A 21,472-nucleotide genomic window follows, 5' to 3' on the forward strand; every position below is an offset into this window, starting at 1 on the left:
ATGTCAGTAAAAATTAACACAGAAGTAATTGAGATGATGCTTTTCTTTTGGCAAAGCATTTCAGAGAGAGAAAAGGTTTCAGAAGACTACATTAGAAGCGTAGCAGAAAGAGATGAAATGAAATACACATTCTGCGAAGGTTTCAATGAAGAATCAGTTAGAAAAGTATTATCAGCTATATCAAATAATGAACTTTTAAGCGACGCTTCAAAAGAAGAAAAGAAATTCTGGAACAATAATATGTGGATGACAGAAGACTTAGGCGTTGTTAACATGATGGTTGAGCCAATCAAAAAGCTTAACCTAGACGGAATTGACGCAGATAAGACACTTATCTTTGTTCCAGGACATTTAGAAGAAAAATATATTGACGGAGACACTATAGTAGTGAACTTCTTCAAAATAAGCGTAGATATTTTCGGAGGAACAGGAGCAGTTACAGTTAACGGTAAGGATTTTAAAGACTATATCGTAGACTTAGTTAAAGCTAATTAATCTATTAAATACAGGAGGAAATATGGAAATATTAAAAGTAGAGCACTTATCTAACGCTTTTGACGGGAAAGAAATCTTAAAAGATGTAAACTTTTCTGTCAATTCTGGCGAAATCATTGGCTACATTGGACCTAATGGAGCTGGTAAATCAACAACTATAAAAATAATTATGGGTCTAAATAGAGATTACTACGGAGATGTTTCTGTATTTGGAAAGAATATTAAAGACTCCCTTGATTATAAGAAGAGGATAGGCTACGTGCCAGAAGCAAGTGAAGTTTATGAGAATTTAACTGCAAGAGAAAATATAGAGCTAAATGCAGCTCTATATGAAATTGATCTAGAAAGTGCTGTTAAAAGAGCTAAGACTATGCTTGAAGTGCTTGATATGAAAGATGCGATGGATTCACAAATATCATCATTTTCAAAAGGTATGAGGCAAAAGTACCTATTTGTCTTGTCACTATTACACGACCCAGACATAGTCTTTCTGGATGAGCCACTAAGCGGTATAGACGCAAACTCTGTACTCGTTATAAAAGAAATTCTTGCTACACTTAAGAATAAGGGCAAGACTATATTTTACTCATCACATATCTTAGAGGTAGTTGAAAAGTTATCTGACAAGATTATACTTTTACAAAATGGCAAAGTTATCTTAAACGATAGCATTGACAATATCAAAAAATCACTAAATAACAGCGAGGACAATGAAGAATCACTTGAAAATATATTTAATGAAGTAACTGGTTTTACTAATCATAAAGAATTAGCGGAAGAATTTGTTGCGGCTATGGGTGAGAGCGATGTTTAAATTATTCTCACTAAAAGTGCTTGACTTATTCAAGCCGCTTTTTAGAGGACTAAAAGTTGATTATGACAAGCTTAGAGCAATACTTAAGGCTAAGCTAATTATGGAGAATAGAAGGACATCTGCCTTTTCCAACAGCTTTTCGGGTCAAGAAAGCAAGAGCAAAGTAAGTGAATTCTTTCAAAACAATAGCTTTTTCAAGAAAGGCTACATATTATTTTTGATATATGGCTTAATTTTAGCTGGACTTTGCTATGGAGTTGATGATCTAAAAACAAGGTACACAGTTCTTTTTGCTGTAGGTATATTTTTATTCTTTGCAGGTATAGTTGTTGACTTTACTGAAGTCCTTATAGATACCAGAGACAGAGATATACTTCTTTATAAGCCTGTTGGCGAAAGAGAAGTAAACTTAGCAAGATTAATTTCACTAATTATATACATTGTAAAGCTAAGCTTAATTATGTTTGGACCGGCACTAATAATCACATTAGTTAAAAGGCCACAAGAGTTTTTAATACTACTTTTAGAAGTAATTATGCTTTCAATAAGCCTTGTAATGTTTGAATACATTTTTTATTATGTATTATTTAAATTATTTAAAAATCTTAATATAAAGTCTATCATAACAACAGTTCAAGTACTTATATTTGTTATTATTATGGTAGGATTTCAAATCATTACTAATGCTATTGACAAAGAAACAGCTTTAAGAGTATTTACAAGTGAGTCATTTAAATATTTATTTATACCAATGTGGTTTACAGGACCATTTGAATTACTTTATGGCAATTTTGATACTGTAAATATTATTTACACTGTTTTATTAATAGTACTATTCGTAGCCCTTATAGCTATAAACACAGCTATATCAAAGGATTTTGAAGAGATATTATCTAAGAAGGATAAAGTTATAATAAATAAAAAGTCAAGCTTTCTACAAAGACTTACAAATAAATTTTTTGCTAAGAACGATATGGAGAAGGCTGGGGTAAACATGGCCTTTTGGATGAAGGGATCTGATGAAAAACTAAAGTTTCAACTCGGATCTTTATCTCTTATGCTGATAGTTTATCCATTGATATTTTATTTTGCAATGTTTAAAAAGGGTAGCGACCCAATGGCTGAAACAGCTTTAAAAGATCATGCGAGGTTTGTGACTTTAATTAATTATATGTCAGCTATGATGGCTATGAGCATTTGGCAAATTTTAAATTATGCTACAAACTATAAAGCTTCAATAATACACTTGATTACAGGCAATCTAAGACTTAAAGAATATAGAAATGGCGTAAAAAAAGGAGGCTTATTTGCTTTTATATTTGTGCCAATACTCATAAATGCAATGATTATGTCATTATTTATCAGAAATGCTTGGCTTATTGATTACATTAATCCAATAATATTTATTATGCTCTCAGCAATAATAGCTTCAGATCTTATGCTTAAGAATATACCATTCTCAATGGATGTTACAAAAATTAAAAATGGTCAAAAAGGATATTTCTTGGCAGGAATGGCTGCTATGCTTATAACAGCTGTGCTTACAGGACTTAATGCTCTATTAATATTCTTAAATACACCATTTATATATTTATATTCATTACTTGGTTTAGGAGCGCTAATATATTTACTAAAGAAATAGGGGACGAGATGGCTTTAGATTTAGAAGAAAGAAAACAATTAATACTACATGGTGATATGAGAAAAGCGATTATTACGCTTGCAACACCAATAGTTTTGAATAATTTAATACAAACATTATACAATTTAGTAGATTCATTTTGGGTCAGCGGCATAGGAGAAACAAGTTTTGCAGCAACAGGTTTTGTTTGGCCAATACTATTTTTATTTATTTCGATAGGTATAGGACTTAGTATAGCTGCTACTGGAATTATATCTCAGCTTATAGGACGATCTGATTATGAAAAAGCAAAAGTATATAGAGAAAACTTATATATATTAACTTTTATACTATCTATCATAGTAGTTGTTTTAGGCATACTTTCATCTGGTTCAATAATTAGACTTATGGGCGCCAAGAGAGATTTATATACAGAGAGTAAAGACTATCTAGAAATTCTTTATTTAGGCTTTCCCTTTGTTTATTTATATTTTGCAACAAACTCAATATTTCAATCTTCTGGAGACACTAAGACGCCAACAATTATAAGCGGTATTTCCGCTGTGATAAACATGATTTGCGACCCTATATTCATATACGAAAAGGTTCCATATCTTGGCTTTAAAGGCTTTAATTTGGGAATCAAGGGAGCCGCTATAGCAACAGTTATTTCACAAGCCTTTATGGCTGTAGCGATTATAATCATAGCTAGTAAAAAAGGATTAATAGATCTTAATTTTTTAAGCTATAAATATGATAAAGAAGCTTCAAACAAAATTTTATCCATAGCACTGCCATCTTGTGTAGGTCAGTCAGGTGAGGCACTTGGCTTCATTATCTTAAATGTATTTGTCTTGTCATACGGGCAAGATACACTTACAGCTTTTGTTACTGTCAATAGAGTAACTTCAATCATATCGATGCCACCGGGAGGCATTGGTCAATCTATAGTGAGTATAGTTGGGCAAAATAAAGGTGTCAAGAACTATGATAGAGTTGAGCTGGCTTTTAGAAAGGCTTGTAATATGTCAAATATCGTTACAATATCGGGCGCGATAGTCGTTTGGATATTTAGAGACCAAGTACTAGGGATATTTTTAAAAGAAGCAAGCGAAAATGTAATGTTTTTGTCTAGACAGTTTTTGTTTTTTATACTGATAACAAATTTCTGCATGGGTCTATATAGTGTCTATCAAGGACTCTTCCAAGGCTCAGGCAAAACAGATATGGCTATGAAGATGCTTCTAGGCAGACTTTGGGCACTTAGAATACCTATGATTATAATATTTAAATACGTATTTATGATGGGACCAATAGCGATATGGCTTGCAATGAGTTTATCGAATTTATTTACAGCACTATATGGATACATATTATTTAAGAGCGGTAAATGGAAAGGAGAAATTATATAATGAATCAAGCAATAATTCTAGCAGCCGGAGAAGGCTCTAGAATGAAATCATCATTGATTAAGGTTTTGCATAAGATTAATGGAAAAGTAATGCTAAAGTATGTTTTGGATGCATGCAAAGGAGCTGGCTTTGACAAGAGTTACTTAATCGTTGGTAATAACAAAGATAAGGTTATGGAGGAGTTTTCTTCAGATACTAGCATTTCGTTCATTGAGCAAAAGATGGGCCCAGGCGAGCCTTATGGTACAGGCTATGCTGCCTCACTTGCTAAAGAGCATGTAAATGCTGGGGACAATGTACTAGTTATTTTTGGAGACACGCCACTAGTTGATGAAGAAGTACTAAAAGATTTTCTTAAATATCACGAGGATAATGATAACAATATGACTATATTAAGCGCTGTCCTTGATGACTGCGAAGGCTATGGAAGGATTGTTAGAGATGCTGATAAGAATCTTACTAAGATAGTTGAGCAAAAAGATGCGAGTGATGATGAGCTTAATATAAATGAAGTTAACTCAGGCATATATTGCTTCAAAGGCGAAGACTTTTTAGACGCTATCAATAATCTTAAGAATGATAATGTGAAGAAAGAATATTACTTAACTGATGCTGTTTCATATCTACTAAGCAAAGGCAAAAAGGTAAATGCATATATAAGTGATGATCAAAATATTGCTTTAGGTGTTAATAATCAATTAGATTTATCTAAAATTGAAGAGATTGTAAGAAAGAAAATAATTACAAAGTGGATGCTCGAAGGCGTTTACTTCAAGAATCCATCCAATGTATATATAGAAGAAAATGTAAAAATTGGCAGGGATGTAGAGATATATCCAGACGTTATACTTGAAGGTGACACTACTATTGAGGACAATGTAAAGATATATGGCTATACTAGGATAGTTAATTCACATATAGCTAAAGATGTTACGATAGAGAGCTCCTTAATCGAAGACTCATTTATAGGAGAAAGAACAAAGGTCGGACCAAACGCACATCTTAGACCAAATTCAAAAATTGGTAAAGATTGTAAAGTCGGTAACTTTGTTGAAATAAAAAATGCAAGCTTAGGTGATGGCACTAAAGCTGGGCACTTAGCTTATGTAGGCGATGCAGATGTTGGACGCAATGTCAATATCGGCTGCGGCGTAATATTTGCAAACTACGATGGCAAGGATAAATTTAGATCAAAGGTTGAGGATAACGCTTTTATAGGTAGCAACTCTAATCTAGTTGCACCAGTTGAAATAGGTGAGAATGCTTATGTCGCTGCCGGATCTACTATAATTACAAAAGTTATGAAAGACTCTTTATCTATAGCTAGAGCTAGACAAGTTGATAAGATAGATTGGGTAAAAAATAAAAAAAATATGGAGGAAGAAAAATGAATTCATTTCTAGGACAACTAAAAGTATTAACAGGAAACGCTAACAGACAATTAGCAAAAGACGTATGTAAGCACTTAGGCGCAGAACTTATTGATTCTGAAGTAACTCATTTCTCTGATGGAGAGATAGCTGTAAACATCAAAGAAACAGTTAGAGGCGCTGACGTATTTATCGTTCAACCAACTCATGAGCCAGTTAACGATAATCTAATGGAGCTTTTAATCATGATTGACGCATGTAAGAGAGCTTCAGCAGGTAGAATCAACGCAGTTATTCCATACTATGGATACGCTAGACAAGACAGAAAGACTAAACCAAGAGAACCAATTACAGCAAAGCTTGTTGCTAATCTAATCGAAAAAGCTGGAGCAGACAGAGCAGTTCTTATGGACCTTCATGCAGGACAAATCCAAGGCTACTTTGATATACCAGTAGACCATCTATCAGCAATAAAGCACTTAGCAGAATACTTCAAGACATTAAATCTAGAAGATGTAGTAGTTGTATCACCAGACCTTGGTGGAGTTACTCGTGCAAGAAATTTTGCTAATGAATTAGACGCACCTATCGCCATAATCGAAAAGAGAAGACCAAAGCCAAACGTATCTGAAGTTATGAACGTTATAGGCGATGTTGAAGGCAAAACTTGTATTTTAGTTGACGATATCATAGATACAGCTGGAACTATTTGCCATGCAGCTGAATATTTAACTGAAAAAGGCGGAGCAAAGAAAGTTTATGGCTGTGCAACTCACGGTGTATTATCTGGACCAGCTATTGAAAGACTTATCACAAGCAAGCTTGAAGAGTTTGTAATTACAGATACAATTCCTCTAAACATTGGCAATGTAACTGATAAAATCAAAGTTGTAAGCATAGCTGATCAACTAGCTAAGGCAATCGAAAGAATTCATAACAACGAATCAATTAGTTCAATATTTGATTAATGAAACTCATAGTAGGACTAGGCAATCCTGGAGATCGCTTTGACGGAACTAGACACAATGCCGGCTTTGAGACTATAGATATATTAGCGGACGAACTGAATGTAAAGCTTAATAACGCTAAGTTTCATGCACAATTTGGCTATACTAATTATAATGGCGATAAACTATATTTAATGAAGCCAATGACTTATATGAACGAAAGTGGCATAGCTATAAGAGAGTTTATGGCATATTACAAACTTGATATCAAAGACCTTATAGTTATAGTTGATGATATCGATATTAGTTTTGCTACGATTAGAATAAAAAAGTCAGGAAGCGCTGGCACACATAACGGTTTAAAGTCTATCGTTTATCAGCTTAACGACGATAAATTCACTAGAGTAAAGCTGGGTGTTGGCAATAAGCCGGAACATTTTGATCTAGCGGATTTTGTTCTGTCTAGATACTCTAAAGAAGAAAAAGTAGATATAGAAAAAACATATAAAAACGCAGCTAAAGCGTGCCTTTCTATACTTGATAAAGGCGAAGATTATGCGATGAATATGTACAACGGAAAATAGGTGGAACATGGATATTTTACAAAAAGGTTTATTAGCTTTTCAATACAAAGATATAGTAAATGACGTCAAAGACGGCGTAAGTCCTATATTTATTAACGGTCTTGTAGAAGAAGCTATAGGTCTTAGCGTTAAAACTATCCAAGATGAAACAGATACTAGCTCAATAATAATTACTTATGATGAAGCAAGAGCTAGAAGAATTTATGAGGATTTAAAAAATTCTCATGCCAATGTATATTATTTAAAAAAGAGAGAGATGCTTTTTTACAATGTAAGCGACTCCTCTTTAGAAACTGAATATTCAAGGATACAGACACTTATGTCTGTACTTAAGGACAAAAACTCTATCTTGATAATGGATGTGAAGACTCTCGACGAAGAGCTTATTAGTCAAGATATCTATAAGAGTCTAAGTTTTAGCTTAAAGACCAATCAAGTCGTTGATATAGACGGCTTAATTACTTCTTTAACTGAGCTTGGTTATAAAAGAGCAAGTATTGCCTCTAATAAAGGTGAATTTGCTCTTAGAGGCTCTATTGTGGATATCTTTGACTCGATATCTGAAATGCCATTTAGGATAGAGTTTTTTGCTGATGAAATTGATTCTATAAGAATATTTGATAAGGATACGCAAAAGACCATTGCTACGACTGAAGAGATTACAATTAATCCTGCAAGAGAAATTTTAATTCTTGATGAGTACAAAAAAAGCATTATTGACAATTTAAAGAAAGACTTTGACAAGACAAAAGAGACGAACAAGAGCTCGTACTCCTTAATGAATGAAAAGTTTAAAGAGTATTTTGAGATGCTTAGGGAAGACAGCTTTGATAAGAACAGGTCTTTACTATTAAGATACATACCTGATAATTACAAATGTAGCATCTTTGATTATTTTGATGAGAACACTTATATATATTTAGATGAGAGCAAAAGGCTTGAAGATGAATATAATAAGTATATAAATTTTCATGCTCAAGAGATGGAGTCACTATATAAAAACGGTGAGATACTTCTTAAAGAGTTTAATGCCATCATGTCTTATACTGATGTCTTAGCTAGAATTAAGAAGAATAAACTAGCTCTGATCTCAAATATTTTATTAAACACAAAGGATTTTAATCCGAAAGCCATTTACAATTTGCATTTAAATTCTGTAACGAAGTACAATTCGAAGTACGAGGCACTGCTTGATGATTTAAGGCACTATAAGCTAAGAGGCTACAAGATTGTTTTATCGATTAAGGATATTGAAAGATACGATAGAATTTACTCGCTTTTTAAGGATAACGACCTAGCTTTCATTCAAGAGAATGAGATTGAGGATAAACTTTTATCATCTCAGCTATTATTAAGGAATGACTCATCGACGAGAGGCTTTGTCTTTAGCGAGAATAAATTTATAGTTTTATCTGAAAATGATGTATACGGTTCTCAAAAGGAAAAGATTAGAAAGAAGAAATCATCTAAGAAGCTTGATATATCAGATATATCAGAAGGGACATACATAGTTCACGAGGACCACGGCATAGGTATATATAAGGGCATAGTTAAGCTAGAAGTGCTTGGCACGAAGAAAGACTTCTTATATATACAATATAAAGGTGAGGATAAGCTTTATGTGCCTATCGCTCAGATGGATAGGATACAGAAGTTTTCTGATAAGGACAGCAAAGATGTTAAGATAAATAAACTATCTACAAATGACTGGATAAAGCAAAAGTTTAAGTCAAAGAAAGCTATTGAGAGGATGGCGGAGGACTTAGTCGAGCTATATGCAATAAGAGAAGAAAAAGAAGGCTATGCTTTTTCAAAAGATACAGCTTGGCAAAGAGAGTTCGAAGAGTCGTTCCCATATGAAGAGACAAAAGGACAGCTTGAGGCCATAATTGATATAAAGAGGGATATGGAATCAAATAAGCCGATGGATAGACTTTTATGCGGTGACGTTGGTTTTGGTAAGACAGAGGTTGCTCTTAGAGCCGCTTTTAAAGCCATCATGGACGGTAAGCAAGTAGCTTTCTTGTGCCCGACAACTATACTTTGTCAGCAGCACTACGAAACAATAATCGAAAGATTTAATAAATATCCAATACGTTCAGCTATGATGTCACGCTTTAGAACAAGCAAAGAACAAAAGCAAACAGCTGAACAGCTTCAAACGCATAGCATTGACATAGTTGTTGGAACGCATAGATTATTGTCAGATGATGTTAAATTTAAAGATCTTGGTCTATTGATTATAGATGAAGAGCAAAGATTTGGCGTTAGAGACAAAGAAAAGATAAAGAAGCTTAAAGAGAACGTTGACGTGCTATCACTTTCAGCAACACCTATACCTAGGACCATGCACATGGCCTTATCAGGCATTAGGAGTATGTCTGTCATAGAAGAGGCTCCACAAGATAGGTACCCGATACAAACATACGTTTTGGAATACAACAAAAGCCTTGTTAGAGACGCTATACTTAAAGAGATGGATAGAGATGGCCAAGTATTTTTTGTCTTTAACAATGTCGAAAAGATTGAGTACATGTATAATGAATTACAAAATTTAGTGCCCGAAGCAAGAATCGCCATTGGCCACGGACAGATGACTGAGGCAAAGCTTGAAAAAGTAATGATAGATTTTATGTATCATAAGTATGACGTTTTGCTATCGACAACCATAATCGAAACGGGTCTTGATATACCTAATGCAAATACCATCATTGTATATAACTCAGAAAATATGGGTCTAAGCCAGCTTTATCAACTGCGCGGCAGAGTAGGTAGAATGAACAGAATTGCCTACGGCTACTTTACTTACAGAGAAAATAAAGTGCTTACAGAAACGCAAGAGGCAAGACTAAAGGCGATTAAAGAGTTTATCGAGCTTGGTAGTGGATACAAAATTGCTATGCGTGATTTGCAGATAAGAGGCGCAGGTAACCTATTAGGCACATCGCAACATGGCCACATCGCTGCCATTGGCTACGACTTATATATTAAGTATCTAAACCTTGCCATAAAGAAGCTTAGAGGCTACGAAGTGAAAGAGGATATCGATACAAGAGTCGACATAAACGTAGACGCTTATATACCGGATGACTTTGCACCGGATGAATATGTTAAGATGGATTTATATAAGAAGATAGCTGCTGTTGAAAATGAAGAAATGAAGAGCGAACTTATAGACGAAATTGTCGATAGATTTGCTGACATACCTAAGCCGATAGTAAACTTAATCGATATTAGTGAGATTAGATCCATGGCGAAAGAGTTTTCAATCACGTCCATTAACGAAGTGAGTGGCGACTTTAGGATAGAGTTTTTAAACGAGAAGGTCATAAATCCCGAGTGGATAGCTGATATTTATAAGAAGTATAAGAACAGACTTTATATAAATAAGAGATATATGAACGTTATAAGAATCTCTATTGAGGGAGAAAACAAGCTAAAGCTTATAAAAGATATATTAATTTTGCTTAAAATGAGCAAATAGATAAAAAAAGCTTGAAAAAATATTCAAAAGGTTATATAATAATTTTATGAGTAAAATTTAAGGGGAGATATAATGAAGAAAAAATTTAAAATTGTTTTGCTTGCATTAACGATTCTTACAATGATTTTTGCAGTTTCTTGCAAGAAGGCAGATGAAAGTGCAGTAGCAACAGTTAATGGTAAGGCAATATCAGAAAAAGAGTTCACTGAAAACTATAAAGTATATGAACTTATGTATAAGCAACAACTTGGTGAAGAAGCGCTAAAGAAAACTGATAAAGATGGTGTTTCATTCAAAGATAAGCTTAAAGAAAATATACTTGAAAAGCTTATAGTTGATGAACTAATTAATCAAGAAATTGATAACAAAAAGATCGCTATCACTGATGAAGAATTAAATAATTTATATGAACAAACTATCAAGAATATGGGCGGACAAGAACAATATGAAGAGTTCTTGAAGCAACAAAATATCACTGATGACTTCATTAAAGATAGTAATAAAAAAGATTATAAGCAACAAAAGCTTGAAGAAGCCTTCTATAAGGACAATAAAGTTACTGAAGAAGAAATTAAAGACTTCTACGATGCTAATAAAGAAAGACTTATTAAGTATAGCTTAAGTCAAATCATGGCAGATAATGAAGAAGATGCTAAGAAGCTTTATGATAAGCTTGAAGCTGGTGAAGATTTTGCTGAACTAGCTAAAAACGAATCGAGCGATACTTACTCAGCTGCTAACGGTGGCAATATGGGTGAAGTACAAGCGTCTACTATGCCTAAAGAGTTTTTAAACGCAGTAAGCACTACTGAAATTGGATCTTACTCTAAAGTATTTAAGAGTGATATGGGTTATCATATAGTGAAAGTTGATGATAAGAAAGATCAATTAGAAGATTTAAGAACTGAAATCGAACAAACACTTAAGAGTCAAAAATTCATTGAATACATGAAAGATCTTAGAGCAAATGCAGACGTTAAGAAGATGGATTTACCTGAAATTAAAGATGAAGATGTAAAGACTAAAGAAGAAGACAAAGACGCTGATACAAAAGAAGACAGCAAAGACACTGAAACAAATGATGACAGTGAAGCTGAAGACAAGTCAGATAATAAATAAGTAATAAATTTTAAGGAGGATATTATGGCTGAATACAAATTAAAAGCAGAAAAGCGTGAAGCTGTAGGAAAAAATAAAGTTGATAAAATTAGACAAAACGAACAATTACCAGCAGCAGTATTTCAAAAAGGAAAAGAAACTGAAAACATCACTATTGATGATCTAGAATTTCAAATGTTATATCAAAAAGCAGGTATGACAAGCGTTATCGATCTTGACATCGATGGAGCAGTAAGACCAGCTATCATTAAAGAAATTCAAAGACATCCATTCAAAAATCAAATCTATCATGTTGGTTTCCAAGGAATTAACATGGACGAAAAGATTAAAATTGAAGTTCCAGTTGAATTAATTAACAGAGATGAAATCAGAAAGCAACCATCTGTATTAAATCAACAACTTGATACTATCGAAGTTTTAGTATTACCAAGCAATATTCCTGATAGTTTCTCAATTGACGTTCAAAATATGGATTATGATGACTCATTCACAGTTAAGGATCTAGTAGGAGACAACGAAGATGTTGAAGTACTTATAGATCTTGATGAAGTTGTATGTTCATTATCAATGCCAAGAGAAGAAAAAGAAGAGGAAGAAGTAGAAGAAACTTCAGCAGCTGATGTACCTGTAGTAGGTAAAGAAGAAAAAGAAGAAGCTGACAACGAATAATATTAATTATTATATGGCCTTGCCGCTCATTATGAGTAGCAAGGCTTTTTATTTTGCCTAAAAGCGATCTATAAAATTCTTTATTGAGTAAAATCATTTTACGCGATTCACATTTAAGAAAAAACTACTTAATTTGTATAAGATTATTAAGAATATTTAAAATAATAATCGCTTACTCCTTGACTTATAAGTGCCTTTATTTTATAATAAATATGTATGCAAAGGGAGAGTAATATGATTAAAAAACCTAAGTTTAGAGTAGATATAATACTTGTCTTATCAATACTAGCGCTGCTTGCCTTTGGAACCATCATGGTGTATTCAACTACACTATCATTTTCAAAGCCAGTGCAAAACGGTCTAATGAAGACACACTTTTTGTCTTTAACATTAGGCATAGTCATTATGTTTGCTTTAATGCTAATTGATTATAATATTTGGGGCAAATTATACTTAATAATATACGCTGGCTGCATCTTATTATTGATTGCAACACTTATCTTCGGTAAGACTGTTAATAATGCCAAGAGCTGGATAGAGATTGGCTCAAGATTTTCATTTCAGCCATCGGAGTTTGTTAAGGTAGGCTTAATAATATCACTAGCAAAATACATAGAAAACAATATTGAAAATATCAATAATCCATTTGTTTTATTAAAGATACTTGCTTTTGCTTTTCTACCAGTTGTATTAATATTATTACAACCAGACGTAGGAACAGCAATAGTTTATGTGTTTTTTATATTCATCATGCTATTTTCACAAGGGATATCTTTAAAGTATGTTGCGTACGCCATAGGCTTAGGAGTATTATCGATACCTGCTCTTTGGTTTTCTATGAACCAATATCAAAAGAACAGAATTTATGACTTCTTGGATCCTACAAGAGACGCGATGGGCTCAGGTAGACAAGTTATTCAAGGAAAGATTGCTCTAGGCTCAGGAAAATTATTTGGAAGAGGCCTATTCAAAGGAACGCAAAATATGTATAAGTACGTTCCAGAGAAGCATACCGACTCAATCTTTGCTATAGTTGGCGAAGAAACAGGCTTTGTGGGCGGAGCTATAATGATTTTCCTATACTATAGCATGCTAAGAAGAATGATTATTATTGCTAAAAATTCTGATAATGTTTTTGGCTCAGCCATGGTATCGGGATTTTTAGGAATGTTTTTCTTTCATATAGTTCAAAACATAGGCATGATACTTGGGATACTGCCAGTTACAGGTATACCGCTACCTTTCATAAGTTATGCGGGAACCTTCCAGCTAACGAGTCTAGCTTGTATAGGTCTAGTTCTATCTGTTAATTACAACAGAGGAGCTACAAGATTTACTGACGATAGCTTTGAACTACTAAAATGATTATCAAGCACACCGATGTTGAAAAATTAATTAAGAAATATGGCGTAGACGCCTTTAGAATTACTGACGCAGAACGGCTTGAAGCTATTGGAGTGGCGGCAAATGAATTTACAAAATTCAGTGAGGAAGAGAGGCTAAATCCAAAAGATCTTTTTCCTAATGCAAAGAGCATAATAGTTTTTGGACTGAGCTATAATTATAAAAAAGCCAAGAAAAAAGATGGTACTTATTTGCTTTCAAGATCTTCGTATGGTTATGACTATCATAAAGTGCTTACGGATAAGCTTAAAGCTATTGATAGAGAGCTCTTTATTGATGCAGAATCAGAGAGTCACGTCTTTGTAGATACTGGTCCACTAGTAGAAAGACTACTTGCACAAAAGTCAGGCCTAGGATTTTTAGGCAAAAACACATGTATTATCAATCCGAACTTAGGTTCTTTTATCTTTATTGGGTATATAATAAGTAGTGAGCCTAGTGATTATTATGATGAAAGCTTAAAAATTGATTGCGGCTCATGTGATATTTGCGAAAGAGCCTGTCCAAACGAAGCCTTGTGTGACTATAAGATGCAGATGTCTAAGTGCTTATCATACATCACTCAAAAGAAGGACGAGCTAAACGATTTTGAAAAGAAGAATATAAAGACTTACATATATGGCTGCGACATTTGTCAAGAAGTATGTCCATACAATAAAGATGCAAAAAAAGTATTTCATGAAGAGTTCCACGAGTCAGATGACTATGGACTTGTTTATAAAGAAGATTTTAAATTAAGCAATAGAGAATTTAAAGAAAAATACAAAGCTATGGCCGCTTTATGGCGTGGCAAGAAAATACTTGAAAGAAATGCAAATATTATAGATATAAATAAGAATGATTTATTTAATGAAAGGAAGGGTATTATGTCAAATGTACACGAATTAGGATTTTTAAAAGACAAAATCCAAGAGTTAAAGGATCAAGGAGTTTATAGAAAATTACCTATACTAAGCTCACCTGATGACGCTGAAATTATTTTAAATGGTAAAAAGGTAATTAACCTATCTTCAAACAACTACTTAGGTTTTGCTAATAACCCTAGAATCAAAAAAGCTTCTATCGAAATGGTAGAAAAATACGGAGCAGGTTCAGGAGCTGTTAGAACTATAGTTGGTAACATGGATATCCATGAAGAACTTGAAAAAGTTTTAGCGCAGTTTAAAAGAGAAGAGAGAGCCTTCATCTATCAATCAGGATTTAACTGCAACGCCGGTACTATCCAAGCGGTAACTGAAAAAGGCGACTTAATCATCTCTGATGAGTTAAACCACGCTTCAATCATCGATGGATCAAGACTTTCTAAAGCAGATAGAGCTATATTTAAGCACTCTGATATGGATAGTTTGGAAGACGTTTTAAAAGAAAAGAGAAAGAACTATAGAAACGTACTTATTATAACTGACGGTGTATTCTCAATGGATGGAGATATAGCTAAACTTCCTGACATTGTTGATTTAGCTGAAAAGTATGAATGTATGACATATGTTGATGACGCTCATGGATCTGGCGTACTTGGCGAAAATGGTAGAGGTACAGTTGACCACTTCAATTTACACGGAAGAGTTGACTTCTCAATTGGTACTTTATCAAAAGCTATAGGCTGTATAGGTGGCTATGTAGCAGGTTCTGAAACAATGTACGAATGGTTAATCCATAGAGCAAGACCAGTATTATTCTCAACAAGTTTAACACCAGCATCAGTTGGTGCTATAACAGAAGCTATCAAGATGCTTATGGAAAGCAGCGAATATACTGATAAACTTTGGGATAACGCTAAATACTTTAAGGAAAAATTAGGCAAACTTGGCTTCAACACTGGCCACAGCGAAACACCTATCACTCCAGTAATTATTGGCGAAGAAGCTAAAGCTATGGAATTCTCAAGAAAACTACTTGAAAACGGAGTATTCGTTTCAGCTATAGTATTTCCAACAGTACCAAGAGGAACAGGTAGAGTAAGATGTATGGTTACCGCAGGACATACTAAAGAACAACTTGACGAAGCATGCAGAATATTTGAAAAAGTTGGAAAGGAAATGAACATTTTACAATAATGTTCGTTACAAATATGCTTATCAGCATAACTATATATGATGCTTTGAGCTTAAAAGACAAACGCATGGTTGTTAAATCAATCGTTGAAAGGATTAAGTCAAGGTTTAATGTATCTGTTTGTGAAGCTTCGGACAATGATAAGTGGCAGATAAGTGATTTAGGCTTTTCCTTCGTTTCAAATGAAAGTAAATATAACGAGAAAACTATCGAGAAGATTATTAACTTTATTGACAATGACGATAGAGTTGAAATTACAAATATAGATAAAGAGATGTATAGTTATGAGAAAAGTATTAAATAAAAAAGAAGTAAATACAGTTTTGGACATACTGCGTCAGGATTATCCTGACGCAGGTCCTGAGCTGCACTTTAGAAATGAATTTGAGCTTTTGATAGCAACGATATTATCAGCTCAAACTACAGATAAGCAAGTCAATAAGGTTACTGATGTGATGTTTAAGATTATGCCAGAGCCTGTAGATTACATAGAAAGACCGCTTTCTGAAATAGAGGACATGGTCAAATCCATAGGCTTTTTCAGAAACAAGGCAAAAAATATACAAAAGACTTGCGATATATTAGTACATAAATACGATAGCCAAGTGCCAAGCACATTTGAAGAGCTAATTGAATTACCAGGGGTCGGTAGAAAGACTGCAAATGTTGTCTTAGCTAATGCTTTTGGTGAACAGAGGATAGCTGTTGATACTCATGTTTTTAGAGTGTCAAACAGAATCGGTTTAGTAAATGAAGACAATGTCTTAGATACCGAAAAGGCGCTTATGAAAAAGCTGCCAAAGGACACTTGGTCACTAGCACATCACCTCTTAATCTTTCATGGAAGAAGAGTGTGCAAGGCGCAAAGACCACTATGTGAACTTTGTAATTTAAGTGATATTTGTTTATATAGAAAGGGAATTGATAAATGAAAAAAGGATTAGCAATATTTATAGTACTAATATTGATTTTAGGCGGAGGGTACTTTGGCTACACAAAGTATGCTGAAGGAAAAAGAATTGAAGCTATGGAAGAAGCTCTTAAAGGAGACGATATTTATACGGGTATTACTATAGATGGTATAGACGTTGGAGGCTTATCTAAAGAAGAAGCTAAGGATAAGATACTTACCGCAAAAGCTGATGAGTTAGAAGGTAAAAATATCAATATTAATGTAGAAGATAAGAATTATACATTTGAGCTAAAAAATTTAGATCATAAGATGGACATAGATAAGGCCATAAGCGAAGCTTACGAATATGCTAGAGAAGGCGAACTAGAAGAGAGATACAGTAAGTTAGAGGCTCTTAAAGAAAATCCATTAAACGTAGTCATAGATAAAGAGATTGATTACTCACATGTAGATGATTTTGTAGCTAAAATTGCAAGTGAAATCGATACAGAAGCGGTAAACGCAGAATTTAGCGTAAACAACGGCAAAATTACATCTACTGAGAGTAAAGATGGTAAAAAATTAGATAGAGAAAAACTTAAAAAAGATATCTTAGATGCTATTAACAATAGCACTGAAACAATTACAGCAATTGTAGAAACTATTGAACCAGAAAAGAAACATTCTGACCTTGAAAGAATAAACGGACTTATAGGTTCATTCACAACAGATATAAGCACTAGCTCAAACGAAAGAAAGACAAACATCAGAGTATCATCAAACTCTGTTTCTAAAAAATTATTGCTTCCTGGAGAATCTTTTAACTTTAATAATGCCATAGGAGATATAACAGCAGCTAATGGATATAAAAATGCACATGTTTTAAAGGGAGGAGAGTATGAAAATGGTTTAGGAGGAGGCATGTGCCAAACTTCAACTACGCTTTATAATGCACTTGTTAGATCGGGAGTTAAAATACTTGAAAGACACCCTCACTCAAGAGCTGCAAACTATGTGCCAAAAGGACAAGACTGCGCAGTTTGGAAAGGATCTAAAAATCTAAGATTTCAAAATTCTTATGATTTTCCTATATATATAGACTCAAGCGTTACAAATAACAAAGTAACATTTTATGTTTATGGTGATAAAACAAAGAAAGATTACGATATAAGTTTTAAATCAGAGATAGTTGAAGTAATAAAGTCAGAAACTATCGAGAAAGAAGATCCAAGCCTAAAACCTGGCGAAAGAGTCGTTGATGTAAAAGGATACGATGGTTACAGAGTAGTAACAAACAAGATTGTTACAAAAGATGGAAAAGTTATTTCAAATAAACAATTTACAAAAAATTATTATCCAAAGAGAGACACTATAGTTAGAGTTTCTACTGAAACTGCTGGAGAAGAAAATCCTAGTGGAGATGCTTCAAATAGTGACGATGCGGTGATGCTGCCATGATAGATATAAAAGTACTTGCCTTTGATATGGATGGAACTTTACTAAATAGCGAGAAAATGGTAAGCAGAGGTACTTTGCTAGAGCTTGAAAGATTAAATGAAAACGGCGTTGAGATAGTTCTATCAAGCGGTAGACTTCATAAGTCAATCGAAGCATATGCAAAGATACTGCCATTTAAAACATCTATAGTAGCGACAAATGGCAGCGTTGTTACTGACAGTGAAGGCAGAAGAGTCTATGAGAAACCGATCGACACAGATGCATTTATAAAAGTAGTGAATCTGCTTTATGACTACAAGATGAATTTCCATTTTTATGGCGTAAATGAGTTCTACAGACTTAAAGGAACTACATCCTTAAACACTTACTCAAGAGTTCCTAAAAATATTAAAGATACTATTGACATAATTGAATACAATAACATAGGAGAGCTTAGAGATTCATGTGAAAGTAATTCTTATTTTAAGGTTTTATTAGTAGAAGATGATGAAAGTTATCTTGAAGAAATAAGAGCCGAGCTAAAGAAGATAGATTGTGTTAAAATATCGAGCTCTTGGTCTAATAATATTGAGATTGTTCCAGATGGGGTAAATAAAGCTAAATCACTTAAGTATTTATGCAAGAATTTAGGTTTAAGTTTAGATAATTTGATGTCATTTGGAGACAATAATAACGATATAGAGATGATTGAAGAATCGAAAGTCGGCGTTGCTATGAGTAATGCAACAAACGAATTAAAGCAAAAAGCTGATTTCATAACTGATTACGATAATGATCACGACGGAATTATGAAATTTTTGAAACAATATTTTTAGGAGGAGCTCATGGCAATAAACATAGTATTACATGAACCAGAGATACCTCACAATACTGGGGCCATAGCGAGAACTTGTGTGCTCACTAATTCTAGACTTCACTTAATTAAACCTTTCGGTTTTGATTTAAGTGATAAACACCTTAAAAGAGCGGGCTTAGACTATTGGAAGTATCTGGATCTTACAATCTACGAAAACCTGGATGATTTTTTTGAAAAGAATAAAGATGCAAACTTTTATTTAGCAACAACAAAGACTAAAAACATTTATTCTGATGTTAAATTTAAAGATGGCGACTTTATATTTTTTGGAAAAGAAACAGCAGGCTTGCCAGAGGACTTAATTAATAAATACAGTGAAAGAGCAATAAGGATACCAATGATTAAAGATTTAAAAAGATCATTAAACCTAGCCAACTCTTGTACAGTAATTTTATACGAAGCTCTTAGGCAATTAGATTTTATGGAACTTATATAGGTGATTTTATGGATTATGCATTAGGACTTATGGGCGGCCTAGGTTTATTCCTATACGGAATGAGTCTTATGGGGGACGGACTTCAAAAGGCGGCAGGAAGCAAATTAAAAAATATAATTGGAGCATTAACTAAAAACACCTTTATGGGTATATTAGTTGGTACAGTAGTAACTATGATTATACAAAGCTCATCAGCAACTACGGTTATGGTTGTCGGTTTTGTAAACGCTGGTTTAATGAACCTATATCAAGCGGTTGGAATAATCTTCGGAGCAAACATAGGTACAACAATTACTGGTCAGATGCTTGCTTTGAATATATCTAGATATGCACCTATAGCTATATTTGTTGGCGTACTGCTATTCATGCTTGGTAAAAAGAAAAAAATTAAGAGCTATGCAGAAATTATTTTAGGTATAGGCATACTTTTCTTTGGTATGGCAGCAATGGGAGAAGCAATGAGGCCATTAGGAGAAAGTACTGTATATGCAAATTTGATGACAAAACTTACCAATCCTTGGCTAGGAATGTTAGTCGGTATTGTTATGACAACTATACTACAGTCATCATCAGCTGCTCAAGCGATTATACTAGCTTTAGCATCGCAAAATATTATTAATATGCACATAGCCTTTCCAATATTATTTGGTCAAAACATAGGCACAACAACCACAGCACTTATTTCGAGTATTGGAGCTAGCAGAACAGCTAAACAAGCAGCTTTTATTCATTTTATTTTTAATGTCTTCGGCTCATTACTATTTATGCTTTTATTAAAGAACCCTATTGAAGCTTATGTTGTTAATAACTTTAGTCAAACAACAACACAAATCGCCATGGCACATACTTTCTTCAACGTTATTAACGTTTTATGGATGATGCCATTTGCGAAAGTACTTGTTAAATTAGCTCAAAAGATAATACCAGAAGGTGATGATAAAGCTGATAAGCACGCAATACATCTAGACTATCGTATACTTACTACACCAGCTTTAGCAATAGAAACAGTTATGGACGAATTAACAAGAATGAACGATTTAGTTCTTCAAAATATTGATGATTCAAGAGATTTATTGATTAACAAAAAGAACGAACTAATGGACGTTATTTACGATAGAGAAGAGCTTATTAATAGTCTGCAAAAAGAAATTATAGATTACTTAGTAAAGGTATCAACGTCAGGACTTTCTAAAGAACAGCACGAGACTGTCGACGATTTATTCTTTATTGTAAATGATATAGAGAGAGCTGGAGACCATGTTAAGAATATTACTCAGTTAAGCGAAGAAAAAACTAACATGGATATACATTTTACACAAGAAGGCAAGAACGAATTAAATGAAATGTATGATTTAACATATAAAGTATTTACTATGACTATGGATGCTTATAGATCTATGTCAGAGGATAAAGCATATGACATAGTTAATACTGAAAAAGAAATAGATATTTGCGAAGAAGCATTTAGAGAAAAGCATTTTAGAAGACTGATGACAAACGAATGTGAAGAAGAGCAAGGCATCATCTTCCTAGATACAATATCAAATTTAGAAAGAATAGGCGACCACGCAGATAATATTGCAGGATATATATTAAAACATTTTGAATGATTAAGTCATTTTCTTCATAAATTGTTTTAATTCAGATATAAAAAATTAAAATATAGAAATGCTTGTAAAATTATACTAATTGTGGTATAATGTAATTAGTAAAGAACTGGACGACAGATGCGGGAGAGAACATATGTCACCGAAGGGTAAAGAATTTAAGCTCACTACTTAAATTCAAAAGTCTCAGGTAAAAGAACCGCATTTTGACAGTACTCTGGAAAGCTTATAGCACCGATGGAGCAATCT

The 21,472-nt window shown here is 33.5% G+C and carries 18 protein-coding genes and 1 riboswitch; all 18 genes read left to right on the top strand.

Annotation, left to right across the window (positions count from 1 at the left end; translation table 11 throughout):
- The 18 genes from BN3004_RS05900 to BN3004_RS05985 all read left to right on the top strand — a co-directional run bounded on the left by BN3004_RS05900 (position 1) and on the right by BN3004_RS05985 (position 21,226).
- Entirely contained in the window at positions 1–495 is a 495-nt protein-coding gene (locus BN3004_RS05900; protein ID WP_058260277.1) for a TDE2712 family protein, read from the top strand.
- 22 nt (positions 496–517) lie between these two features.
- Entirely contained in the window at positions 518–1,309 is a 792-nt protein-coding gene (locus BN3004_RS05905) for an ABC transporter ATP-binding protein (protein WP_058260278.1), read from the top strand.
- Positions 1,302–2,951, top strand: a complete 1,650-nt coding sequence (locus tag BN3004_RS05910) for a hypothetical protein (RefSeq protein WP_058260279.1) — start codon at positions 1,302–1,304, stop codon at positions 2,949–2,951. Before BN3004_RS05905 ends, BN3004_RS05910 begins: the two co-directional genes overlap by 8 nt.
- 8 nt (positions 2,952–2,959) lie before the next feature.
- Positions 2,960–4,342 (top strand): MATE family efflux transporter, encoded by a 1,383-nt coding sequence (locus BN3004_RS05915; RefSeq protein WP_058260280.1) that lies wholly within the window; start codon positions 2,960–2,962, stop codon positions 4,340–4,342.
- The gene (gene glmU, locus BN3004_RS05920; protein ID WP_058260281.1) at positions 4,342–5,733 is read left to right on the top strand and encodes a bifunctional UDP-N-acetylglucosamine diphosphorylase/glucosamine-1-phosphate N-acetyltransferase GlmU; all 1,392 of its coding nucleotides are present in this window, start codon (positions 4,342–4,344) and stop codon (positions 5,731–5,733) included. The genes BN3004_RS05915 and glmU overlap by 1 nt, the downstream gene beginning before the upstream one ends.
- Positions 5,730–6,680 (top strand): ribose-phosphate diphosphokinase, encoded by a 951-nt coding sequence (locus BN3004_RS05925; protein WP_058260282.1) that lies wholly within the window; start codon positions 5,730–5,732, stop codon positions 6,678–6,680. Before glmU ends, BN3004_RS05925 begins: the two co-directional genes overlap by 4 nt.
- Entirely contained in the window at positions 6,680–7,243 is a 564-nt protein-coding gene (gene pth, locus BN3004_RS05930) for an aminoacyl-tRNA hydrolase (protein WP_058260283.1), read from the top strand. The genes BN3004_RS05925 and pth overlap by 1 nt, the downstream gene beginning before the upstream one ends.
- Positions 7,244–7,250: 7 nt before the next feature.
- On the top strand, positions 7,251–10,727 hold the full coding sequence (mfd, locus tag BN3004_RS05935; protein WP_058260284.1) for a transcription-repair coupling factor: 3,477 nt from the start codon (positions 7,251–7,253) through the stop codon (positions 10,725–10,727).
- 72 nt (positions 10,728–10,799) lie between these two features.
- On the top strand, positions 10,800–11,846 hold the full coding sequence (locus tag BN3004_RS05940; RefSeq protein WP_058260285.1) for a peptidylprolyl isomerase: 1,047 nt from the start codon (positions 10,800–10,802) through the stop codon (positions 11,844–11,846).
- Positions 11,847–11,870: 24 nt separating this feature from the next.
- Positions 11,871–12,515 carry a 50S ribosomal protein L25 gene (locus BN3004_RS05945; protein ID WP_058260286.1) on the top strand — a complete coding sequence of 215 codons (645 nt, stop codon included), beginning with the start codon at positions 11,871–11,873 and terminating at the stop codon, positions 12,513–12,515.
- 234 nt (positions 12,516–12,749) lie between these two features.
- Positions 12,750–13,880, top strand: a complete 1,131-nt coding sequence (rodA, locus tag BN3004_RS05950; protein ID WP_058260287.1) for a rod shape-determining protein RodA — start codon at positions 12,750–12,752, stop codon at positions 13,878–13,880.
- On the top strand, positions 13,877–15,976 hold the full coding sequence (locus BN3004_RS08630; protein ID WP_082244105.1) for a glycine C-acetyltransferase: 2,100 nt from the start codon (positions 13,877–13,879) through the stop codon (positions 15,974–15,976). The genes rodA and BN3004_RS08630 overlap by 4 nt, the downstream gene beginning before the upstream one ends.
- Positions 15,976–16,278, top strand: coding sequence for a DUF503 domain-containing protein (locus BN3004_RS05960; protein WP_058260288.1), 303 nt, complete (start codon positions 15,976–15,978; stop codon positions 16,276–16,278). Before BN3004_RS08630 ends, BN3004_RS05960 begins: the two co-directional genes overlap by 1 nt.
- Positions 16,259–16,906, top strand: coding sequence for an endonuclease III (nth, locus tag BN3004_RS05965; protein WP_058260289.1), 648 nt, complete (start codon positions 16,259–16,261; stop codon positions 16,904–16,906). Before BN3004_RS05960 ends, nth begins: the two co-directional genes overlap by 20 nt.
- Positions 16,903–18,324 carry a VanW family protein gene (locus BN3004_RS05970; RefSeq protein WP_058260290.1) on the top strand — a complete coding sequence of 474 codons (1,422 nt, stop codon included), beginning with the start codon at positions 16,903–16,905 and terminating at the stop codon, positions 18,322–18,324. Before nth ends, BN3004_RS05970 begins: the two co-directional genes overlap by 4 nt.
- Positions 18,321–19,139 (top strand): Cof-type HAD-IIB family hydrolase, encoded by an 819-nt coding sequence (locus BN3004_RS05975; protein WP_058260291.1) that lies wholly within the window; start codon positions 18,321–18,323, stop codon positions 19,137–19,139. Before BN3004_RS05970 ends, BN3004_RS05975 begins: the two co-directional genes overlap by 4 nt.
- 9 nt (positions 19,140–19,148) lie before the next feature.
- Positions 19,149–19,616 (top strand): tRNA (cytidine(34)-2'-O)-methyltransferase, encoded by a 468-nt coding sequence (locus BN3004_RS05980; RefSeq protein ID WP_058260292.1) that lies wholly within the window; start codon positions 19,149–19,151, stop codon positions 19,614–19,616.
- 8 nt (positions 19,617–19,624) lie between these two features.
- Positions 19,625–21,226, top strand: coding sequence for a Na/Pi cotransporter family protein (locus tag BN3004_RS05985; RefSeq protein ID WP_058260293.1), 1,602 nt, complete (start codon positions 19,625–19,627; stop codon positions 21,224–21,226).
- 110 nt (positions 21,227–21,336) lie between these two features.
- Positions 21,337–21,435: riboswitch (glycine riboswitch) on the top strand.
- Positions 21,436–21,472 lie beyond the last annotated feature (37 nt).

This window comes from Fenollaria timonensis (assembly GCF_001457835.1).
Classification (GTDB): Bacteria; Bacillota; Clostridia; order Tissierellales; family Peptoniphilaceae; genus Fenollaria; species Fenollaria timonensis.